The 17,758-nt window shown below is 60.9% G+C and carries 19 protein-coding genes and 1 pseudogene; 10 read left to right on the top strand and 10 right to left on the bottom strand.

All coding sequences use genetic code 11. The features are described 5' to 3' along the window. Positions 1-71 precede the first annotated feature (71 nt). The 3 genes from EOC94_RS29850 to EOC94_RS29860 form a co-directional block, all read right to left on the bottom strand. On the bottom strand, positions 72-644 hold the full coding sequence (locus EOC94_RS29850; protein ID WP_245465684.1) for a transglutaminase-like cysteine peptidase: 573 nt from the start codon (positions 642-644) through the stop codon (positions 72-74). Between the two features lie 306 nt (positions 645-950). Next, positions 951-1,568, bottom strand: coding sequence for a PilZ domain-containing protein (locus EOC94_RS29855; RefSeq protein WP_126106758.1), 618 nt, complete (start codon positions 1,566-1,568; stop codon positions 951-953). Between the two features lie 117 nt (positions 1,569-1,685). Beyond that, on the bottom strand, positions 1,686-2,324 hold the full coding sequence (locus tag EOC94_RS29860; RefSeq protein ID WP_095489501.1) for a PAS domain-containing protein: 639 nt from the start codon (positions 2,322-2,324) through the stop codon (positions 1,686-1,688). A 395-nt stretch (positions 2,325-2,719) separates the two neighbouring features. Here EOC94_RS29860 and EOC94_RS29865 point away from each other — a divergent pair, with 395 nt between their 5' ends. From EOC94_RS29865 to EOC94_RS29880, 4 genes are all read left to right on the top strand, one after another. Then, entirely contained in the window at positions 2,720-3,460 is a 741-nt protein-coding gene (locus EOC94_RS29865; RefSeq protein ID WP_095489500.1) for a rhomboid family intramembrane serine protease, read from the top strand. Positions 3,461-3,664: 204 nt separating this feature from the next. Further along, positions 3,665-4,096: a CBS domain-containing protein gene (locus EOC94_RS29870; RefSeq protein WP_023798170.1), complete on the top strand. Its 432-nt coding sequence runs from the start codon at positions 3,665-3,667 to the stop codon at positions 4,094-4,096. A gap of 163 nt (positions 4,097-4,259) precedes the next feature. Next, positions 4,260-5,759, top strand: a complete 1,500-nt coding sequence (gatB, locus tag EOC94_RS29875; protein ID WP_126106755.1) for an Asp-tRNA(Asn)/Glu-tRNA(Gln) amidotransferase subunit GatB — start codon at positions 4,260-4,262, stop codon at positions 5,757-5,759. Positions 5,760-5,763: 4 nt separating this feature from the next. Next, positions 5,764-6,252, top strand: coding sequence for a GNAT family N-acetyltransferase (locus EOC94_RS29880; protein WP_126107510.1), 489 nt, complete (start codon positions 5,764-5,766; stop codon positions 6,250-6,252). Between the two features lie 73 nt (positions 6,253-6,325). On the opposite strand, the gene EOC94_RS29885 is transcribed toward EOC94_RS29880, so the two are convergent. Continuing rightward, on the bottom strand, positions 6,326-7,723 hold the full coding sequence (locus tag EOC94_RS29885; RefSeq protein ID WP_164759085.1) for a glycosyltransferase family 39 protein: 1,398 nt from the start codon (positions 7,721-7,723) through the stop codon (positions 6,326-6,328). A gap of 479 nt (positions 7,724-8,202) precedes the next feature. Between EOC94_RS29885 and EOC94_RS29890 the strand changes: the two genes are divergently transcribed. Then, on the top strand, positions 8,203-8,655 hold the full coding sequence (locus EOC94_RS29890) for a phasin (protein ID WP_126106753.1): 453 nt from the start codon (positions 8,203-8,205) through the stop codon (positions 8,653-8,655). Positions 8,656-8,660: 5 nt separating this feature from the next. Here the strand turns inward: EOC94_RS29890 and panC are convergent, their stop codons facing one another. Together panC and panB are read right to left on the bottom strand one after the other, a co-directional pair. Then, a complete protein-coding gene (gene panC, locus EOC94_RS29895; RefSeq protein WP_127295099.1) occupies positions 8,661-9,512 on the bottom strand; it encodes a pantoate--beta-alanine ligase in 852 nt (283 codons plus the stop codon). Then, entirely contained in the window at positions 9,509-10,351 is an 843-nt protein-coding gene (gene panB, locus EOC94_RS29900; protein ID WP_127295101.1) for a 3-methyl-2-oxobutanoate hydroxymethyltransferase, read from the bottom strand. Before panB ends, panC begins: the two co-directional genes overlap by 4 nt. 404 nt (positions 10,352-10,755) lie before the next feature. Between panB and EOC94_RS29905 the strand changes: the two genes are divergently transcribed. The 5 genes and pseudogenes from EOC94_RS29905 (at position 10,756) to EOC94_RS29925 (ending at position 14,697) form a co-directional block, all read left to right on the top strand. Then, positions 10,756-11,730 carry an AraC family transcriptional regulator gene (locus EOC94_RS29905; protein WP_245465685.1) on the top strand — a complete coding sequence of 325 codons (975 nt, stop codon included), beginning with the start codon at positions 10,756-10,758 and terminating at the stop codon, positions 11,728-11,730. A 204-nt stretch (positions 11,731-11,934) separates the two neighbouring features. Further along, positions 11,935-12,996 carry a dienelactone hydrolase gene (locus EOC94_RS29910; protein ID WP_127295105.1) on the top strand — a complete coding sequence of 354 codons (1,062 nt, stop codon included), beginning with the start codon at positions 11,935-11,937 and terminating at the stop codon, positions 12,994-12,996. A 144-nt stretch (positions 12,997-13,140) separates the two neighbouring features. Then, a complete protein-coding gene (locus tag EOC94_RS29915) occupies positions 13,141-13,539 on the top strand; it encodes an NADH:ubiquinone oxidoreductase subunit NDUFA12 (RefSeq protein ID WP_095489493.1) in 399 nt (132 codons plus the stop codon). Between the two features lie 355 nt (positions 13,540-13,894). Then, positions 13,895-14,263 (top strand): annotated as a pseudogene (locus EOC94_RS29920) (DUF2155 domain-containing protein); the annotation flags it as partial. Positions 14,264-14,328: 65 nt separating this feature from the next. Then, positions 14,329-14,697: a hypothetical protein gene (locus EOC94_RS29925; protein WP_126106747.1), complete on the top strand. Its 369-nt coding sequence runs from the start codon at positions 14,329-14,331 to the stop codon at positions 14,695-14,697. A 30-nt stretch (positions 14,698-14,727) separates the two neighbouring features. On the opposite strand, the gene aat is transcribed toward EOC94_RS29925, so the two are convergent. The 4 genes from aat to aroQ are packed head-to-tail and all read right to left on the bottom strand — an operon-like array spanning position 14,728 to position 17,657. Beyond that, a complete protein-coding gene (aat, locus tag EOC94_RS29930) occupies positions 14,728-15,345 on the bottom strand; it encodes a leucyl/phenylalanyl-tRNA--protein transferase (RefSeq protein ID WP_095489490.1) in 618 nt (205 codons plus the stop codon). 29 nt (positions 15,346-15,374) lie between these two features. Next, the gene (gene accC, locus EOC94_RS29935) at positions 15,375-16,718 is read right to left on the bottom strand and encodes an acetyl-CoA carboxylase biotin carboxylase subunit (protein WP_095489489.1); all 1,344 of its coding nucleotides are present in this window, start codon (positions 16,716-16,718) and stop codon (positions 15,375-15,377) included. A 19-nt stretch (positions 16,719-16,737) separates the two neighbouring features. Next, entirely contained in the window at positions 16,738-17,196 is a 459-nt protein-coding gene (accB, locus tag EOC94_RS29940; protein WP_127295107.1) for an acetyl-CoA carboxylase biotin carboxyl carrier protein, read from the bottom strand. 26 nt (positions 17,197-17,222) lie between these two features. Continuing rightward, positions 17,223-17,657, bottom strand: coding sequence for a type II 3-dehydroquinate dehydratase (aroQ, locus tag EOC94_RS29945; protein ID WP_126106746.1), 435 nt, complete (start codon positions 17,655-17,657; stop codon positions 17,223-17,225). Positions 17,658-17,758: the final 101 nt, after the last annotated feature.

The raw sequence follows: 17,758 nt of genomic DNA on the forward strand, positions 1-17,758 counted from the left end.
CTTAACCTCTGTTTTATGCATGTCGTTATCCCAAAACCGCTGCGCACTTTGGGCGACATGCATTGGCGTCCTTAGCGGACGCTGGCGACCGCGTCGGAGCGGCCGTCGTTGATCGTTACCCAAGCACCCGAATTCTGGCTCGATTGGCGCTTCAGGTAGGTGTAGTCGGTGTTGGTCCAGGACAGCACCCTGGACTCCAGATTGTCGAGGATGAACTCTCCGAGGCTGGTGCGCACGGTCAGCACCGCATGGCCGTCTCCATTCGGCTGGCGCGCAACCGTCATCAGCAGGTCGCCGGCCGGAATGCCGATGTTCATCAACGCGCGGCGCTTCGCCAGCGCATAGTCCTCGCAGTCGCCGAAGCCGCTGGTGGGATAGGACCAGACTTCTTCCTTGCCCCAAAGTTCCATGTCGGTGCGCGGCGCGATCTTGCTGTTGACCGAATTGTTGATGCTCACGATTTTCGCCCACAGCTTGCGGGTCAGCTCGACCGGCGCCTGCTTCGGCGTGCGCTCATTGCATTCCTGCGGAATCTTCTGGCAGAACTCGTAATGGCCGACCGGCTGTGTGGTGCGGCTGCCAGTGTGCATGAAGGCAGGTCCCGCTGCGTACGCCGTTCCCCAGGCGGTAAGCTGCATCGCCATTGCCAAGAGCAACAGCTTGCCCCTCGTCTTCTTCATCGTCCAGTCTCCCCGTTTGAGGAGACAATGACACGATTGGATTTATTCGACGCAAAGGCTCGAAGTAGATATTAAGTAAAACGCCTGTAGAATAAACATAAAATTTGAATCGTTTAAGTATAAAATTGTTGAGGCATTTTCGCGGAGCCGCATCGGCACGGCGTGGCGCCTTGGCGCGGCATCGGTTGGCAAGCCGCGTCGGTCGGTGCGGGACAACGAAAAAACCGGCCGAAATGGGCCGGTTCGTTTGCGATAATGTGTTGTTGTTTGTCAGGTGCCGGATGCGTTGAATTCGGAATCGAGCGTTTCGGGCCGCTGGATGACGGCGAACTCGATGGCGACGCCGTCCTCGAAATGGCGCACCACCTGGCCGCGCATGGTGCCCAGCATGACCTGGATGCCGATTGCCGGCTTGACGTTGATCTCGACCGCGGCGCCCGAAAGCGACAGGTCGATGATGCGGCACTGGTACTGGCGCCCGTCGGCGAGCTGAAGCACGCTGGTCGGATTGCGCGGCGCCACGCGTTCGTGACGGCGGTCTTCCGGCAGATCGAGCTCATGCTTGTTGGCAAGCCAGGTCAATTGCGCGGCAAGCTTGTCCTTCTTGCGTTCCGACGCGATGACCGTCATCGCGAAACCATCCTGCAAGATACGAGTGACGACGCCTTCGATGCGGCCGATGTGATCGATATAGGCGATGACCTTCTCGCCCGGCATGCCGATGCGCTCGGTGCGAAGCGCAACATTGCCCGGCGACATGTCGACCACCTGGCACGGATGTTCGGTGCGATCCTCCAGCATGAAGCGCCCATAGATCTTCACGCGGACGCGCTGAAAGTTACGCCTTTCAGCTTGGGACGGCGCGGTGTCGACCGCCGCTGACCTCATGACTGCCTACACCCCGTCTGGCATTCCGCGCGTTGATGCGAGGAACTTCAGCGGAAAACTACAGCAAAGCAGGTTAACAAAGGGGAAAGCCTGGCACCGTTACTTTAGCGTTCGCGATTATTCCTCGCGCCCGCCGTCGAACACGACCAGATGGCGGATGCGGCGCGCCTGGCCGAGCGCCGAAATCGTCTGGGGCGGATCGAGATCCAACGGGACAAGCGAGGGGACGTCGATGGCCGGCCGGTTCTTGGGGAATATCGGTTCCTTCTCCGGATCGACGATGCGGATCGAATCGATCAAGGCGTCGGTGATCGGATCCGCGCCCAGCCAGAAGGGTTTTTCAGCGGCGCTTATCACGCCGAGGCAGCGCGGGTTTTCGACGCCGCCGTCGAGCGGCAGAGCGAGCAGCTCGAACTTGTTGGAACGGTCGCCGCGGCTGAAACCTTCATAAGTGATGAGCACCACGGATTTCTGGTCGAAGACCCCATGGATCAGTTTTGAGACAAGCCGCTGGTCCTTCTCCCGCCACAGCGACGGGAAGGAAAACCCCTTGAGCTCACGGCCATAGACCGCGCAAAGTCTTGTGCCGGCGAGCCGGAACACCGCCTCGCCGCGTGTATCCTTTTCCAGGATGAATGTGTCGGCCAGCAGCGACTTGATGTCGGCTGGCTCGACTTCCGAACGCTTCGGGGCAGGGCGCCCGTCACGCAACCGGTTCCAATAATGGAACAGCGTGATCGATCCGTTCTGGTTCATGCTATGCTGCTCCGCGCAATCTGTCGTCTGATGTCCCATCGGTGAACAGAAGGGCGCCCTCCGAGGACCTACATGCGTTGCGGAGCAGGATGCGTGCCAGCATCGTTAACACTTGTTCACGGGTCGGGGTCGTTAAGGTTAACAAGTGGTTTACGTTGCGCCCCACCCAAGCCCGTGGCACGCTAAAACCACTCCAGAAGCGGTCGTTTCGCAGCGATCGGCAGCACTTCAGTCAAGAGTTTTGGGGAGCGTGGGGGCTCGACCAGCCGTTCAAGGGCAACCTTGGACGGCTTCTTTTTGATTCGCGCCCAAGCGATTCGCGGCGATTCGCCCTTTGTGAATCGGGTGACCGTGATCTACATGCTCGCGAAGGCGAGCGACTGAGTGCAAGGCATATGAGCGAACCAGCAAGCCCATCGGAAATCGAACAGGGCGAGGGCAGACCTATCGGCCGCGAGCCGGTATTCAACATGCCACCCGTTGTGCTGGCGGTGATCGGCATCTGCGTCGCCGTTCACCTGATCCGGTTCTATTGGCTCACCGACGACCAGGATTTCTCGCTGCTGATCCGGACTGCCTTCATCCCGATCCGCTATTCCGGTCGCTTCGACCTCGATTTCTACGCGTTTTCGAGCCCCTTCACCTATGCCTTCCTGCATGGCGGCTTCGCTCATCTAGCCATCAACATGGTGTGGCTGGCGGCTTTCGGCTCGCCACTGGCGAATCGATTCGGCGCGCTTCGTTTCAGTCTGTTCTTCGCGGCGACGGGGCTGGCGGCGGTGGTGCTGTTCTGGGCCATGCATCCGCTCGGCCAGGCGCCGCTGGTCGGCGCATCGGGAGCGATTTCCGGCATGATGGGGGCCGCCGCCCGCTTTGGCTTCCGCACCGACCGCTCGTCCGGCAAAGCCGCCTTCGCCGGCGCGCCAATGCCCATGGCGGCGGTGTTCCGCTCGCGCGGCGTTATGACTTTTCTCGCCATCTGGATGGTGATCAATCTCATCACCGGCCTCGTTGCCTTCGCGCCCGGCATCGACAGCCAGATCGCCTGGGAGGCCCATATTGGCGGTTTTGTCGCCGGCTTCTTCGGCCTGCGCGTTTTCGATCGGCGGCAGCAGGCGGATGAGTCCATGGCCTGAGCCTCGCCGCACTTGAAATGCAATCGATCGCGGCGCACGATGTTTACTACAGCGCCGCGCGTCCTCTTGGACGCGCAAAGGACGCTGTAGAAACTTTGATTTGGCGCATGATCTTTTCCGAAAATCGAGGCCGATTTTCGGGCTCATGCGCAGGAGGAAAGCCGGTCAGGGCAGGAACCGGCAAGTAAAACAGAGGAGGACGCCATGACTGTTAAGGCAATTCTCGAGCAGAAAGGCCATGACGTGTTGACGCTCGGGCCGAACGAAAAGCTGAGCGAGGCCATTCGCATCCTGGCCGAGCACAGGATCGGTGCGCTGGTCATCACCAATGGCGATCACAAGATCGTCGGCATTCTTTCCGAGCGCGACGTCGTGCGGGTCCTCGCCAGGGAAGGAGCCGCCGCACTGGACATCGCGGTGCGTTCGGCGATGACGCCCAAGGTGAAGATTTGCAATGAGAACCACACCGTCAACGAGGTCATGGAGATCATGACCAGTGGCCGTTTCCGCCATCTGCCGGTGGAAAAGGACGGCCTGCTCGACGGCATCGTGTCCATAGGCGACGTGGTCAAGCGGCGCATCGAGGATGTCGAGCGCGAGGCAGCCGAGATCAGGGCCTACATCGCGACGGCCTGAATGCGGCGAGAGCGACGGCGGCGGCGAGACTCGGTGCGAAAGCGCCAGCTTCGGCTTTGCGCTTGTCTCTTTTCGTGGTTTGCACTAGCGAATGACTTTCACGTCCGGCGTGGCGGAATTCACGTTCAGATGTGAATCCGCCACCGAAAGTTCGCAGGCCACTATGACCCTCATCGACACCCGCACGCCAGAAGCCAAACGCTTGATATCAGGCGCCACCGGCGACTGGGAAATCATCATCGGCCTCGAGGTCCACGCGCAGGTGACTTCGCAGGCAAAGCTGTTCTCCGGCGCCTCGACGGCTTTCGGCGCGCCGCCGAACGCCAATGTCAGCCTCGTCGATGCGGCGATGCCGGGCATGCTGCCGGTTATCAACGAGGAATGCGTCAAGCAGGCGATCCGCACCGGCCTCGGGCTGAAGGCCGAGATCAACCACAAATCGGTCTTCGACCGGAAAAACTATTTTTATCCCGACCTGCCGCAGGGCTACCAGATCTCGCAGTTCAAACAGCCGATCGTTGGCGAGGGCAAGGTGATCGTCTCCGTCGGTCCGGACCGGCAGGGCGAGTTCGAGGACATCGAGGTCGGCATAGAGCGCCTGCACCTGGAGCAGGACGCCGGCAAGTCGATGCACGACCAGCATGCGACGATGTCTTACGTTGATCTCAACCGCTCCGGCGTGGCGCTGATGGAGATCGTCTCCAAGCCCGATATGCGCTCCGCCGACGAGGCCAAGGCCTATGTCACCAAGCTGCGCACCATCGTGCGCTATCTCGGCACTTGCGACGGCAATATGGACGAAGGCTCGCTGCGCGCCGACGTCAACGTCTCGGTGCGCCGGCCCGGCGGCGAATTCGGCACGCGCTGCGAGATCAAGAACGTCAACTCGATCCGCTTCATCGGCCAGGCCATCGACTACGAGGCGCGCCGCCAGATCGCCATTCTGGAGGACGGCGGCAAGATCGACCAGGAAACGCGGCTATTCGACCCCAACAAGGGCGAGACGCGCTCGATGCGTTCCAAGGAAGAAGCGCATGACTACCGCTATTTCCCGGATCCCGACCTTCTGCCGCTGGAATTCGACCAAGCCTATGTCGATGCGCTGGCAAAGGATCTGCCTGAACTGCCCGACGCCAAGAAGGCACGGCTGATCTCCTCGCTCGGCCTGTCGACCTACGACGCCTCGATCCTGGTATCGGAAAAGGCGGTTGCCGACTATTTCGAGAAGGTGGCCGCTGGTCGCGATGGCAAGCTTGCCGCCAACTGGGTCATCAACGATTTGCTGGGTGCGTTGAACAAGGCCGGCAAGGGTATTGAAAATGCTCCGGTTTCGCCTGATCAGCTCGGCGCGGTCATCGACCTGATCAAAGAGGGCACTATCTCCGGCAAGATCGCCAAGGATCTGTTCGAGGTCGTCTGGAGCGAGGGCGGCGATCCGCGCCAACTGGTCGAAAGCCGCGGCATGAAGCAGGTCACCGACACCGGCGCCATCGAAAAGGCGGTCGACGAGGTGATATCAGCCAATCCCGACAAGGTCGAGCAGGCGCGCGCCAAGCCGACCATGGCCGGCTGGTTCGTCGGCCAGGTGATGAAGGCGACAGGCGGCAAGGCCAACCCCCAAGCGGTCAACGACCTCGTCAAGGCCAAGCTCGGGATCGAATAGGATGATGTTCGTTCGCACCGCCGGCGAGCGCGATCTTGCCGCGGTCCGCGCGTTGCTGGTCGAAACGTGGCACGCCACCTACGACAACATCTATGGTGCTGCCAAAGTCACCGAGATCACAGACGAATGGCATTCGATCGCCTCGCTCAAGGCGCGGCTGACACGGCCGAACTCCGAATTCCTGGTCGCGGACGACGGCAAGCGCATCGGCGGCATGGCTTTCGCGGCAACCACCAAGGATGCGAAGATCGTCATGCTGAACCAGCTCTACGTGCATCCGGCCTGCCAGCGGCAAGGGATCGGCCAGGCGCTGCTGGAGGAGGTCGAGGCCAGCTTTCCGGAGGCGCGGACGCTGCGTGCCGAAGTGGAAGAGGCAAACGCTCCGGCCGTCGCCTTCTACCGCTCGCAAGGGTTTTTGCCCGCCGGCAACACCACCGACTGCGGCGGTGGCTCAGGGCTGCCGGCGCTGATTTTCGAGAAGACGATCGGCTAGACTTGTCTGCCGGACACGTCGCAGTCGGTTGCGTTTCATGGGCAGCGCCGGTCGATTGCGGGCAGCCACGCCGTCAGTGTTGGCCCTTGAGGACGACAAGATAGCCTCGTTCGACGCGAACGCGGAAAGCGATTTGCTCCGATGTCCCAGGGTCCTTGGATTTGTCGATGACATAGCCGCCAGGATGGGAACGAAGCCATTCCTCGGGATTGTCGGTGCTTTCGAACGGCTTCTGCAATCGGGCAAGGAAGCCGACCTCGTCCTGGTAGTCGAAGGCGACAGCCCAATCCGCATTCTTTCGCTCGTCGATAAAGTTGGCCAGCGGCATGAGATCGTCACGTTTGAAAACGGTCGCTGATGCTACGGCATGGCCGATGCCGAAAATGGCAAGCAGGATGAAGGCCGAGTTTCTGAGCCTCGCTAGTGGGATCTCCGCCATGAAATACCCGAACAGGATGGTCGCAAATGGCAGGATCGGCACCACATAGTGAGGCTGCTTGCCGGATATCGCGCTGAAGACCAGTAAAACCGCGACGAACGAGAACGACAGCAGGCGCAGCGCGCGCAGGTCTGGCGATCTCGTGTCGATTAGGCCACGTATCCGGGCGCCCAGCCTCAGCCGCCATATTTCGGGTATGAAGATCCACGGTATGAGCATGATCGGCATCAGCACGACGTAGAAATAGAACGGCCGGTGATGGGAGTTGTGCAGATTGCCGGTGACACGCCCTGCCGACTGGTTCCAGACAAGGTCGTAGACGAAGTTGCCTTTGGTCAGGATGGTCGCCGGCACTAGCCACATCGCCACCGGGATCAATGCGGCGAGAATTGCCAGGCCTACCCCAGCGAAGAATTTCGGCGTCGCCAGTCCGGCCTGCCGATCGCGCCAGAATGGATGGAGCAGGATGGGGGCGCCGACATGGATGAGCACCACCGGACCTTTCGTCAAGACACCCAGCCCGATGAATAATCCCGCCAGCACGGCGTGCCAGCGGTTGCCGCTCCTGGCAAAGGCAAGCAACGACAAAAGCGCGGCAAGCACGAAGACCGTCAGCAGCATGTCGAACAGGATCAGGGTCGAATAAATGACGAAGACGATGCTTCCCGCGACCAGCCAGGGGACACGGCCTGCGATGTCGTCGCGTCCGGGAAAGAGGGTTTTTGCCAGACGAGTCGTCAGCCAGATGACGAGCGACGAGGCAACGAAGATAACGAGCATCGCGGCAACCCGGCTTACGCCAAAAATGTCCCAGACCAGATCGATAAGCCAGAACAGCAGCGGCGGCTTTTGCAGATAGGGCGCGAAATTCATCGTCGGAACGAAGATCTTTCCGCTCAGATACATCTCCCAGGTGACGCTGAGATATCGCGTTTCATCGACAGGCAGCAGCGGCCGGAAGGCGACCGCGATGCAGATCAATGCAAGCGCGAACAGATAGGGGAGCAGCCGCTCGACAAATGCTGGTATCAAGATTGAGGATCCGCGCCAGAAATCGTTCTCTTTCCAGCCGAGCATGATGCAGCGCTCCTGGAGCGCGCAGGACCGCACCATGATTTTGGCCGAATTGTAACGGAGCCGGCCTGATGCTGCGGATTTTGGGAATCAGCCATGCATCTTTGTCCCAGAAAAGCGTGGCAACGGTGTCACACCCGATCTTCCGCCGTGGCATCTGTTACGGCTCAAGTCCCCCACATCGCCGGGCCGAACCGTGTGTCGGACAGGCGCGCTTGAAGCGGGCCACTGTTTTGCAATTCTTGCCTGAATACTTTCTCAGCTGTCGTCCGCAAAACACGCCCGGTAAGAATTCAGCAGTGGCTAACGCTGAGGCAAAAAAGGCATGGTGCGATGCACAAAAATATTGCAATGCACTGCAGATGCCGTAACGTCAGGTTCCTAAATGAACGAGACGGCTTTTTCTAAAAGGCCGCCCACTGCAAAGGATGGAAACTATGACCAAGACCGCCGACAAAACTGCTGAAATCATCGAGAACGCAGAAGTCCCGACCGAGGTAACCGATCAGTTCCGCGCTGTCGCCGAAAAGGGCGTCGAGCAGTCGAAAGAAGCCTTATCGAAATTGGCGACCGGCGCCGAGGCGACCCAGAAGGCTCTCGAGTCATCCATCGAAACAGCCAAGACCGCTAGCAATGAGCTATCGCTGAAGACGATCGCCGCGCTGCGCGCAAATGCTGAGGCCAGCTTTTCTCACCTCGAAGCCCTGGTTGCCGTGAAATCGCCCTCCGAGTTCATCGAACTGCAGACTGCCTTCTTGCGCAAGCAGGTGGAAAAGACCGTCGAGCAGGGCAAGGAGTTTCAGGCGGCGGCGACGAAAGCCGCCGAAGACGTATCCAAGCCGATCAAAGATGTCTACGAGAAGGCGTTGAAGGATCTCAAGGTCGCCTGATTGGCCTAGGCGGAGGGAGTTTCCATATTATCGATCAGCCTGGTCTTGCCCAACCAGGCGGCCGCGAGCAGGCGTCCGGCACGGTCTCGTCGCCACGGGGCGAGCGTCATGCTCTCGCGCGCCGCGACATAGTCGACTTTGTCGAAGCCAGCCTTGACGAGCGCGCGGCTGGCCTCGGCGGTCGCGCTGCCTTCGTCACTGCCGGCCGCAAGTGCCACTGCTGCCCGGCGCAAAATGACGTTGAGTTGGCGCGCCACCTCGAGCTCGGCTTCGCTCAGATAGGCGTTGCGTGACGACATGGCGAGGCCATGCGCGTCGCGTACCGTTGGCGCGCCGATGATATCCACCGGCAGATCGAGGTCACGGCAGAGCTGCCTGACGACGCAAAGCTGCTGGTAGTCCTTTTCGCCAAAGACCGCACAATCGGGCAACGCCTGCAGGAAGAGCTTAGCCACGACCGTGGCGACGCCGTCGAAGAAGGTTGGCCGGAAATCCGATTCCAGCCCGGCGGCCGGTCCGCCGACCGAGATCTTTGTGGCGAAGCCGGCCGGATACATCTCCGCAACATCGGGGGTGAAGACGAGTTGTGCGCCGGCCTCGGCCAGCCGGTCGAGATCGCGGGCGAGTTGGCGCGGATATTTGTCGAGGTCTTCGCTCGGCGCGAACTGCGTCGGGTTGACGAAGATCGAGACAACGCAGCGCTCGGCCTTTTCGAGCGCGATCTCCACCAGCGAGATATGGCCGTCATGCAAGGCACCCATGGTCGGCACCATGGCGACGCTGAGGCCATCGCGGCGCCAGTCGCGGATTTGCGCGCGTAGGGCGGCGACGCTGTCGACGACGAGCGGCCGGCTCATGCCTTGTCCTTTTCGGCTGCGGCGGAAAAGACATGGCCCGGGCCGGGAAAAGTCCGGCTTCGCACCTCCGCTGCATAGCTGGCTGCCGCCTGCGATATGGCGCTGCGCAGGTCGGCATATTGCTTGACGAATTTCGGCACGCGATCGACGGTCAGGCCGACCATGTCGTCGACGACCAGGATTTGGCCGTCGCAGTCGCCGCTGGCGCCGATGCCGATGGTTGGAATGGAAATGTGCCGGGTGAGGTCGGCGGCGACGGTCTCGACGGTGCCTTCGATGACCACAGAAAACGCGCCGGCCTTCTCGACCGCGTCCGCATCGCGATAAAGGGCGGCCACATTCTCCTCGGTCCGGCCCTTGATCCTGTAGCCGCCGTCGCTTTCCACCGATTGCGGCTGCAAGCCGATATGTCCCATGACCGGAATGCCGGCAGCGACGATCGCCGCAATCTGCCGGGCAACTGTGACGCCGCCCTCCAGCTTGACCGCCTGGCAACCAGTTTCGTCGACGATCCGCTGCGCCGAGGCAACGGCTTGGCGCGGCGTTGCCTCGTAGCTTCCGGCCGGCATGTCGACCACCACGCAGGCCCTGGCTGAGCCCCGCATCACCGCTTGTCCATGGGCGATCATCATCTCCAGCGAGGCGCCCAGCGTGGTCTTGTGGCCATGGAGAACCATGGCGACGCTGTCGCCGACCAGAAGCAGGTCGACATGATCGTCGAGCAAGCGCGCGACGGGGTAGGTATAGGCGGTGAGGCAGACGATCGGCACGCCGCCCTTGCGCAGGCGAATGGAGCTGGCGCTGATCCGCGGCTCGGGGTCGGATGCGTACGGAGCCAAGCTTCATCTCCCTCAAGACCGGTCAACCATGTACCCGCACGGGGCGCGCAGAGCTTTAGGGAGACGAAACAAACTTGGCAAGCATGCGTCCGGCAGGCGCGAAATCGCTATAAGCGTCGTTCTCGATGAGATGCGCAACGAATTGCCCGGTTGGTTGCGAACCTTCGGCTTCTTCGGCGGGTTCACGAGGACAAACCTTCGTCTAAAATTTAGGGGCGTCCACCATCACCCTCGGCGCGATGAAGAAGCCTCTTACGTGGTAATGGTTATACATGCCTTCGATACCGCTCCCGTTCGTCATTTCGCTTGTTCTGCTCCTTATCCTCGTGCGGATGATCCGGCGGGGACAAGGAAGGCTCGGGCTGTTTCCGCTGCTCGTGGCCGCCTTCGCAATTCAGGCGACTGTGTCAGGATTGAACTGGAACGTCGGTTGGTATCCGGCACGCTTCATCCAGCCAATCCTCGCAGCTGTCCTGCCCGCGCTTTCCTTCGCCGCCTTCGATCAGCTTCGTCGCAAGAACCTAGCGAAACCCTCAGACCTGTGGCCGCATTTAATGCCGGCGTGTCTGGTCGCGGTTCTCGTCGCCTTCTGGCGTGCGCCAATCGACATTGTTCTTTTCGTGATCGAACTCGGATACGGCCTCGCGCTCTTGCGAGTTGCGCGGCAAGGCCCGAGTGCGCTTGCGGCTGTGCGTCTCAGCGACGAGTGGACCGCGCACAAGGCGCTCGTCGCGGTCGCGCTGCTTCTCATTGTCACCGCCTTTGTCGATGCAACGGTATCGCTTGATCTCCTTTTTGGTGATGGGCGGCAGGCCCAAATGCTCCTGACCGCTGCGAGCGTTCTGTGGCTGGCGGTCGCCGGTTACGCCGCAACGGTCGCGGACGACACTCGCCCTGAAATGGAATTCAAAGCTACAGAGGAGGGTCTCGCATTCGCCACCTTCGAGCAACAGCCTTCACTCTCTTACTCTTCGCCGGTCAGCGAGGATCTTTCCGTGGCGGACGAGGTCGTTATACGCCGGATTGATGCATTGATGGCTGAGCAGCATCTTTATCGCGATCCGGACCTGACGCTGGACCGTGTGGCACGGCGCGCCGGAATACCTGCGCGACAGATTTCTGGAGCGATTAACCGGGTTCATGGCCGCAACGTTTCCCAAGTCGTAAATGAATACCGGGTCAGCGATGCGCAGCGACGGTTGGTCTCGACACGCGATCCGGTGACAGTCGTCATGCTGGAATCGGGTTTTGGCACGAAGTCGAACTTCAACCGCGAGTTCCTGCGCGTCACGGGCATGACACCCAGCGCCTATCGCCGGGTCGGTGGCGAAACGTCTGCGGCGCCCGAAACGCAAAACGGGGCACCTGTCGCCTCGTAATCCTGCACCTAGGGGCTGAATTCATCGCGCGAAACGACCTTGATCACGATCTCGGACGTCCAAGATCGCGTTCGAGGGCGAGCCAGCCTGGATTCCGGTCAATCTTTGGGCCTGAACGCTGAAGCTCATTCTTATCGGCAACTATCCGAACTCCGGTACGAGAATTGACAGCGTGACGATGATGACGAGCGCAAGAGGAAAACAATGAAGTGCTTGATGAATGTCTTGGCTATGCTTTGGACCGTCGCGTCTTCGACATTGGTGGTGCAACAGCCAGCCGTCGCCAGCGACAATGTCGGTGTGCGTCAGATTGGGGCTTTCTCCAGAGAGCGCGGGATCGATCTCGACGTGACCGTTTGGTACCCGGCATCTTCGGGTGGCAAACCGATTATGCTTGGGGAGAGCATGTTTTTTGTGGGAACGCCTGCCATGCTCGATGCCCCAATCTCGGATGGAAAATTTCCTCTCATATTGCTATCCCATGGCGCTGGCCTGGCAGGAAACGCGCATGCCTTGAGCTGGATTGCGATGCCATTGGCGAAGCAGGGGTTCGTTGTGGCGGCCCCTACCCATCCCGGAAATACAGGCGCAAACCGATCCGCGGTGGAAACGATGAAGCTTTGGCTGAGACCTGCGGATATCACCGAGACATTGAATGCGATGAACAAAGTCTCTTTTTTCGAAGAGCACCTCGAACATGACAAGGTAGGTACTCTCGGGCTTTCCATGGGCGGAAGCACAGCTTTGGCGATAGCTGGTGCCCGCATCGATGCAAAACGTTTGGCGGGCTATTGCGATACGGACGCGCTCAACCCTTCTCTTTGTGGATGGGTCAGGCAAAGCGGCGTTGATCTTCACGCCATGGATTTGACATGGGCAGGCCGCAACAATGAAGATACGCGTATCAGATTTGCAATGGCGATTGATCCTGCACCCGTCGATGTCTTCGAATTCAACGGCTTTTCGCAGATCTCAATTCCTGTCGAGCTCATAAATCTAGGTCAACCAGGGAAAATCCCTCTGACCGCGCAGGCCGCCAAAATTGCAAAAGCCATCCCAAATGCCACTTATTCCACAATCGGAGATGCGAGCCACTACAGCATGTTTGCCGAATGCAAACCTGGTGCGCCTGAGCTCGCCGAAGCTGAAAAGGTTGGTGATCCGATTTGCATGGATGGCGGAGGCCGCACACGGCGCGAGATCCATACGGAACTGACCAGTATGGTCACCACTGCCTTCAGTCGAGCATTGATGGCAAGCCCTTAAACATCGACTGTCCCGTATGCGTCCGCATCGATAACGGACGTCGGTCTTCTGACAACCATTTGTACGGCACCTCAGGCAAAAGTCTTGCCTTCGCGATGACCTGACGCCATAAGCAGGCAACGGGCGCCCGCCGCGAGGATTTGGATGAAAACTTTCCTTCTGCAGTTTTTCACCTGGTGGAATAGCCAGACGCTGGGAACGCGCTTCCACACCTGGCGCCACGGCAAGAAGGTCGGGCAGGACGAGGCTGGCAACATCTACTACGAGGGTGGCGTCGATTCGGAAGGCCGCACCCGCCGCTGGGTCATCTATCGCGACTATTCGGAAGCCTCGATGATTCCGCCCGGCTGGCATGGCTGGATGCATCACCGCGTCGATGTCGCGCCGCCGAGCGACAACTACAAGCCACGCGACTGGCAGAAGCCGCATGAGCCGAATCTTACCGGAAGTGCCGCCGCCTATCGCCCCAAGGGCTCCGTGCTCACCAATCAGCATCGTCCGCAGGTGACAGGCGATTACGACGCCTGGACGCCGGGTTCGTAACCGCTCGTCAAGGGCGGATCGGTCCTTTATCGCCACAATTGGCGTTTAGCTGCTTGCTGATCTGACAGCAGCGACTAGCCTTGGGCGCGACAGAATCACCCCGGGCGCAAACCACCGGACCCCTTGCATGAGCATTTTCAGCCGAATCTCGATAGGCGGACTGACGGTGGCCGCCGCCGGTTTTGCCGCTTTTAGCATGGCCGTCGCGCAGACGTTGGAGGTGCCAGCGGACCCGGGGGCGCCGACGGAATTTGAGGCGCCAGTGGACCCGGGGGCGCCGACGGAATTTGAGGCGCCAGTGGACCCGGATGCGTCAATGGAACCGGATGCGCCAGTGGAACCGGATGCGACAGTGGCGCCGGCGGCACCGGCGGCACCACAACGCATCACCAATCCCGTCGCCGAATTCGCCGGCATCGACAAGATCACCGGCCGCATCATCACCTTCGATGTCTATATCGACGAGACGGTGCAGTTCGGTGCTTTGCAGGTGACGCCGCGCATCTGCTATTCGCGGCCGCAAACCGAAGAGCCGAAGACCGATTCCTTCGTCGAGGTCGACGAGATCACGCTGGATCGCAAGATCCGCCGCATCTTCACCGGCTGGATGTTTGCCGAAAGTCCCGGCCTCAATGCCGTCGAGCACGCCGTCTACGACGTCTGGCTGAAGGGCTGCAAGCAGAAGTCGGATGTGCCGGCACCCGACGCGGCCAAGACCAACTAGAGCGCTGCGTCCTTTCGGAACTGCCCTGCCAGCCGCGCGTTAGGGCATGTGCGGAGGACGTTCCGATGATGGCCAACCAAGGCGAGCTCCTCGAGCTCGAAAAAGGGTTCTGGACCGGCGACGCAGCCTATTTCAAAGCCAATGCCGACACCGAATGCCTGGTGGCGTTCCCACAGATGGCGCAAACGATGAGCAACACCGATCTGGCCGAAACCGCGACAGACCCGAACCGCTGGCGCGATCTCGACATTGACCTCAAGGGTATCATCGAGCCGGGTAGCGACATTGTCATGCTGACCTATGAGGCCCACGCCACTCGCGAGAATGGCGAGCCTTATGCGGCGCTGGTCAGCACCGGCTATGTCCATCGCGTCAATGGCTGGAAGATGATGTTCCACGCACAGACGCCGCTCGAAGTTGCGGCAAAAGACTGATTGGACGGGTCGTCAGGGAAAGACGGGTCGTCAGGGAAAGAAGACCGCTTCGCCCTTCAGCGCGTCAGCCAGCATCTTTTCGTATCTGCCCCTTGGCACGTCGACCGCGCCGAAGCGTTTGAGGTGCTCGGTGGTGAACTGCGTGTCGAGCAGCGCAAAGTGCCGTTGCTTCAGGCGCTCGACCAGATGCACCAGGCAGACCTTCGACGCGTCCGTTTCCCTGGCGAACATGCTTTCGCCGAAGAACACCCGGCCGAGCGAGACGCCGTAAAGGCCGCCGACCAGCCGACCCTCGCGCCAGGCTTCGACCGAATGGCAATGGCCCATTCGATGAAGTTCGACATAGGCTTCGCGGATCGGCGCATTGATCCAGGTCGACCGGCGCTCCTCGCGCCGCTCGGCGCAGCCATCGATGGTCGCCTCGAAGTCGAAATCGAAACGGATGTCGAACTGCCTTTTCCGGATCGCTTTCCTCAGGCTTTTGGGCGTGTGAAAACCATCGAGAGGGATGATGCCGCGCGTCTCCGGCCGCACCCAGAACACTTCGGGATCGGTGGCGCTTTCGGCCATCGGGAAGACGCCCGAGGCGTAGGCCTTGAGCAACAGGTCGGTCGGTATGCGATAGCCTGGCGCGTAGGGACGGGTCATCGCATCATTATATTCTATAAGTTCACGACCTAATCCTCTTTGGCCAGATATTTTTCCAGCCAGTGGATGTCATACTCGCCATTGGCGATATCGGCATTGCCGACGAGATCACGAAACAGCGGCAGCGTTGTCTTGATGCCGTCGACGACGAATTCGTCGAGCGCCCGCCGCAGCCGCATCATGCATTCGACACGGTTGCGGCCGTGCACGATCAGCTTGCCGATCAGGCTGTCGTAATAGGGCGGGATCTTGTAGCCGGAATAGACGCCGGAATCGACGCGGATGCCGAGGCCGCCCGGCGTGTGGAAATGGGTGATCGTGCCGGGTGACGGGGTGAAGGTGCGCGGATCCTCGGCATTGATGCGGCATTCGATGGCGTGGCCCTGAAAGCGGATATCTTCCTGGCGCACCGAAAGCCCGCCGCCCGAGGCGACGCGGATCTGCTCATGCACGAGGTCGATGCCGGTGATCGCCTCCGTCACCGGATGCTCGACCTGCAGGCGGGTGTTCATCTCGATGAAGTAGAATTCGCCGTTCTCGTAGAGGAATTCGATGGTGCCGGCGCCGGAGTAGCCGAGATCGGCGATAGCCTTGGCACAGACGCCGCCGATATGCGCGCGCTCCTCGGCATTGAGCGCCGGCGAGGGCGCCTCTTCCCAGACCTTCTGGTGGCGCCGCTGCAGCGAACAGTCGCGTTCGCCGAAATGCACGCCGCGGCCAGCACCGTCGCCGAACACTTGCACCTCGATATGGCGCGGCTTTTCGAGATATTTCTCGATGTAGACGGCGTCGTCGCCAAAGGCGGCTCCGGCTTCCGAGCGCGCCGTCTGCAGCGCGACCACAAGATCGGCTTCGCTGCGCGCCACCTTCATGCCGCGTCCGCCGCCACCGGCCGACGCTTTGATGATCACGGGATAGCCGATCTCGGCGGCGATGCGTTTGGCTTCCTTTTCCTCGGTGACCGCACCGTCGGAGCCGGGCACCACCGGAATGCCAAGACGCTTTGCGGTGCGCTTGGCCTCGATCTTGTCGCCCATGATGCGGATGTGGTCGCCGGACGGGCCGATGAAGGTGATGTTGTGCGCGGCGAGGATATCGGCGAATTTGGCATTCTCCGACAGGAAGCCGTAGCCCGGATGCACAGCGTCGGCGCCGGTGATCTCGCAGGCCGCGACGATCTGGTGGATGTTGAGATAGCTGTCGCGCGACGGCGGCGGACCGATGCAGACGCTCTCGTCGGCGAGCCGCACATGCATGGCATCGGCGTCGGCGGTCGAATGCACCACCACTGTCTGGATGCCTAGCTCCTTGCAGGCGCGCAGCACCCTCAGAGCGATTTCGCCGCGATTGGCGATGAGGATTTTCTGGAACATTTTTCGGCTGTTCCCGGCTCTACTCGATCACGACGAGCGGCATGCCATATTCGACCGGCTGCGCGTCCTCGAACAGGATCGCCGTCACTGTGCCGGCACGGGGTGAGGGGATCTGGTTCATCGTCTTCATCGCCTCGATGATCAGCAGCGTCTGGCCTTCCTTGACCTGCTGGCCGACCTCGATGAACGCCTTGGCGTCGGGCGATGGCGCCAGATAGGCGGTGCCGACCATGGGCGAGGCCACCGCGTTCTTGGATATCTCGGCCGCTGCCGGGGCGGATGCTGCCGCCGGCTGCGCTGCCGGCGGCGCATAGGCGGGCTGCGGTCCGGCGACGGCATGGACGGCTGGCGCCTGTCGCGATACGCGCACCTTCAAGTCGCCCAGCTCGACCTCGATCTCGGTGAGGTTGGTGTCGTTCAGTATGCCCGCCAGATCGCGGATAAGCTGCTGGTCAACACCGTTCTTCTTTATCGACATTTTCGAGCCTTCTGTTTGTTGGCCGGTCATAGGCGTGCGGCCAGCGCCTGCAGCGCCAGCGTGTAGCCGAGCGGCCCGAACCCGCAGATCATGCCGACGGCGACCGGCGAGACCATGGAGACGTGGCGAAATGATTCCCGCGCATGGATGTTGGAAAGATGAACTTCGGCGACGGGCAATGGCGCGACGGAGCGGATGGCGTCGTGAATGGCGATCGAGGTGTGGCTGTAGGCGCCCGGATTGATGACGATGCCGACAGCCTTGTCGGCGGCTTCCTGTATCCAGTCGACGAGGTCGCCCTCATGGTTCGACTGACGGAAATCGATCTCGAGCCCGAGTGCCGCACCCGCCTGCTTGCAATCGTCGGCGATCGCCGCAAGCGTCTTGCCGCCATAGATGCCTGGCTCGCGCTTGCCGAGCGCGTTGAGGTTGGGACCGTTCAGGACGAAAACCGTTTTCAAAATGCCGACCTTTCCCGCCGCCCGCATCAGCCGGCGCACCGGGCCTCTATACTGGGCTTAGACGCCTGCGAAAAGAGCGCAAGTGGGTTCTTTCGCTGTCC

This window comes from Mesorhizobium sp. M6A.T.Ce.TU.016.01.1.1 (genome assembly GCF_003997065.1).
Taxonomy (GTDB): Bacteria; Pseudomonadota; Alphaproteobacteria; order Rhizobiales; family Rhizobiaceae; genus Mesorhizobium; species Mesorhizobium mediterraneum.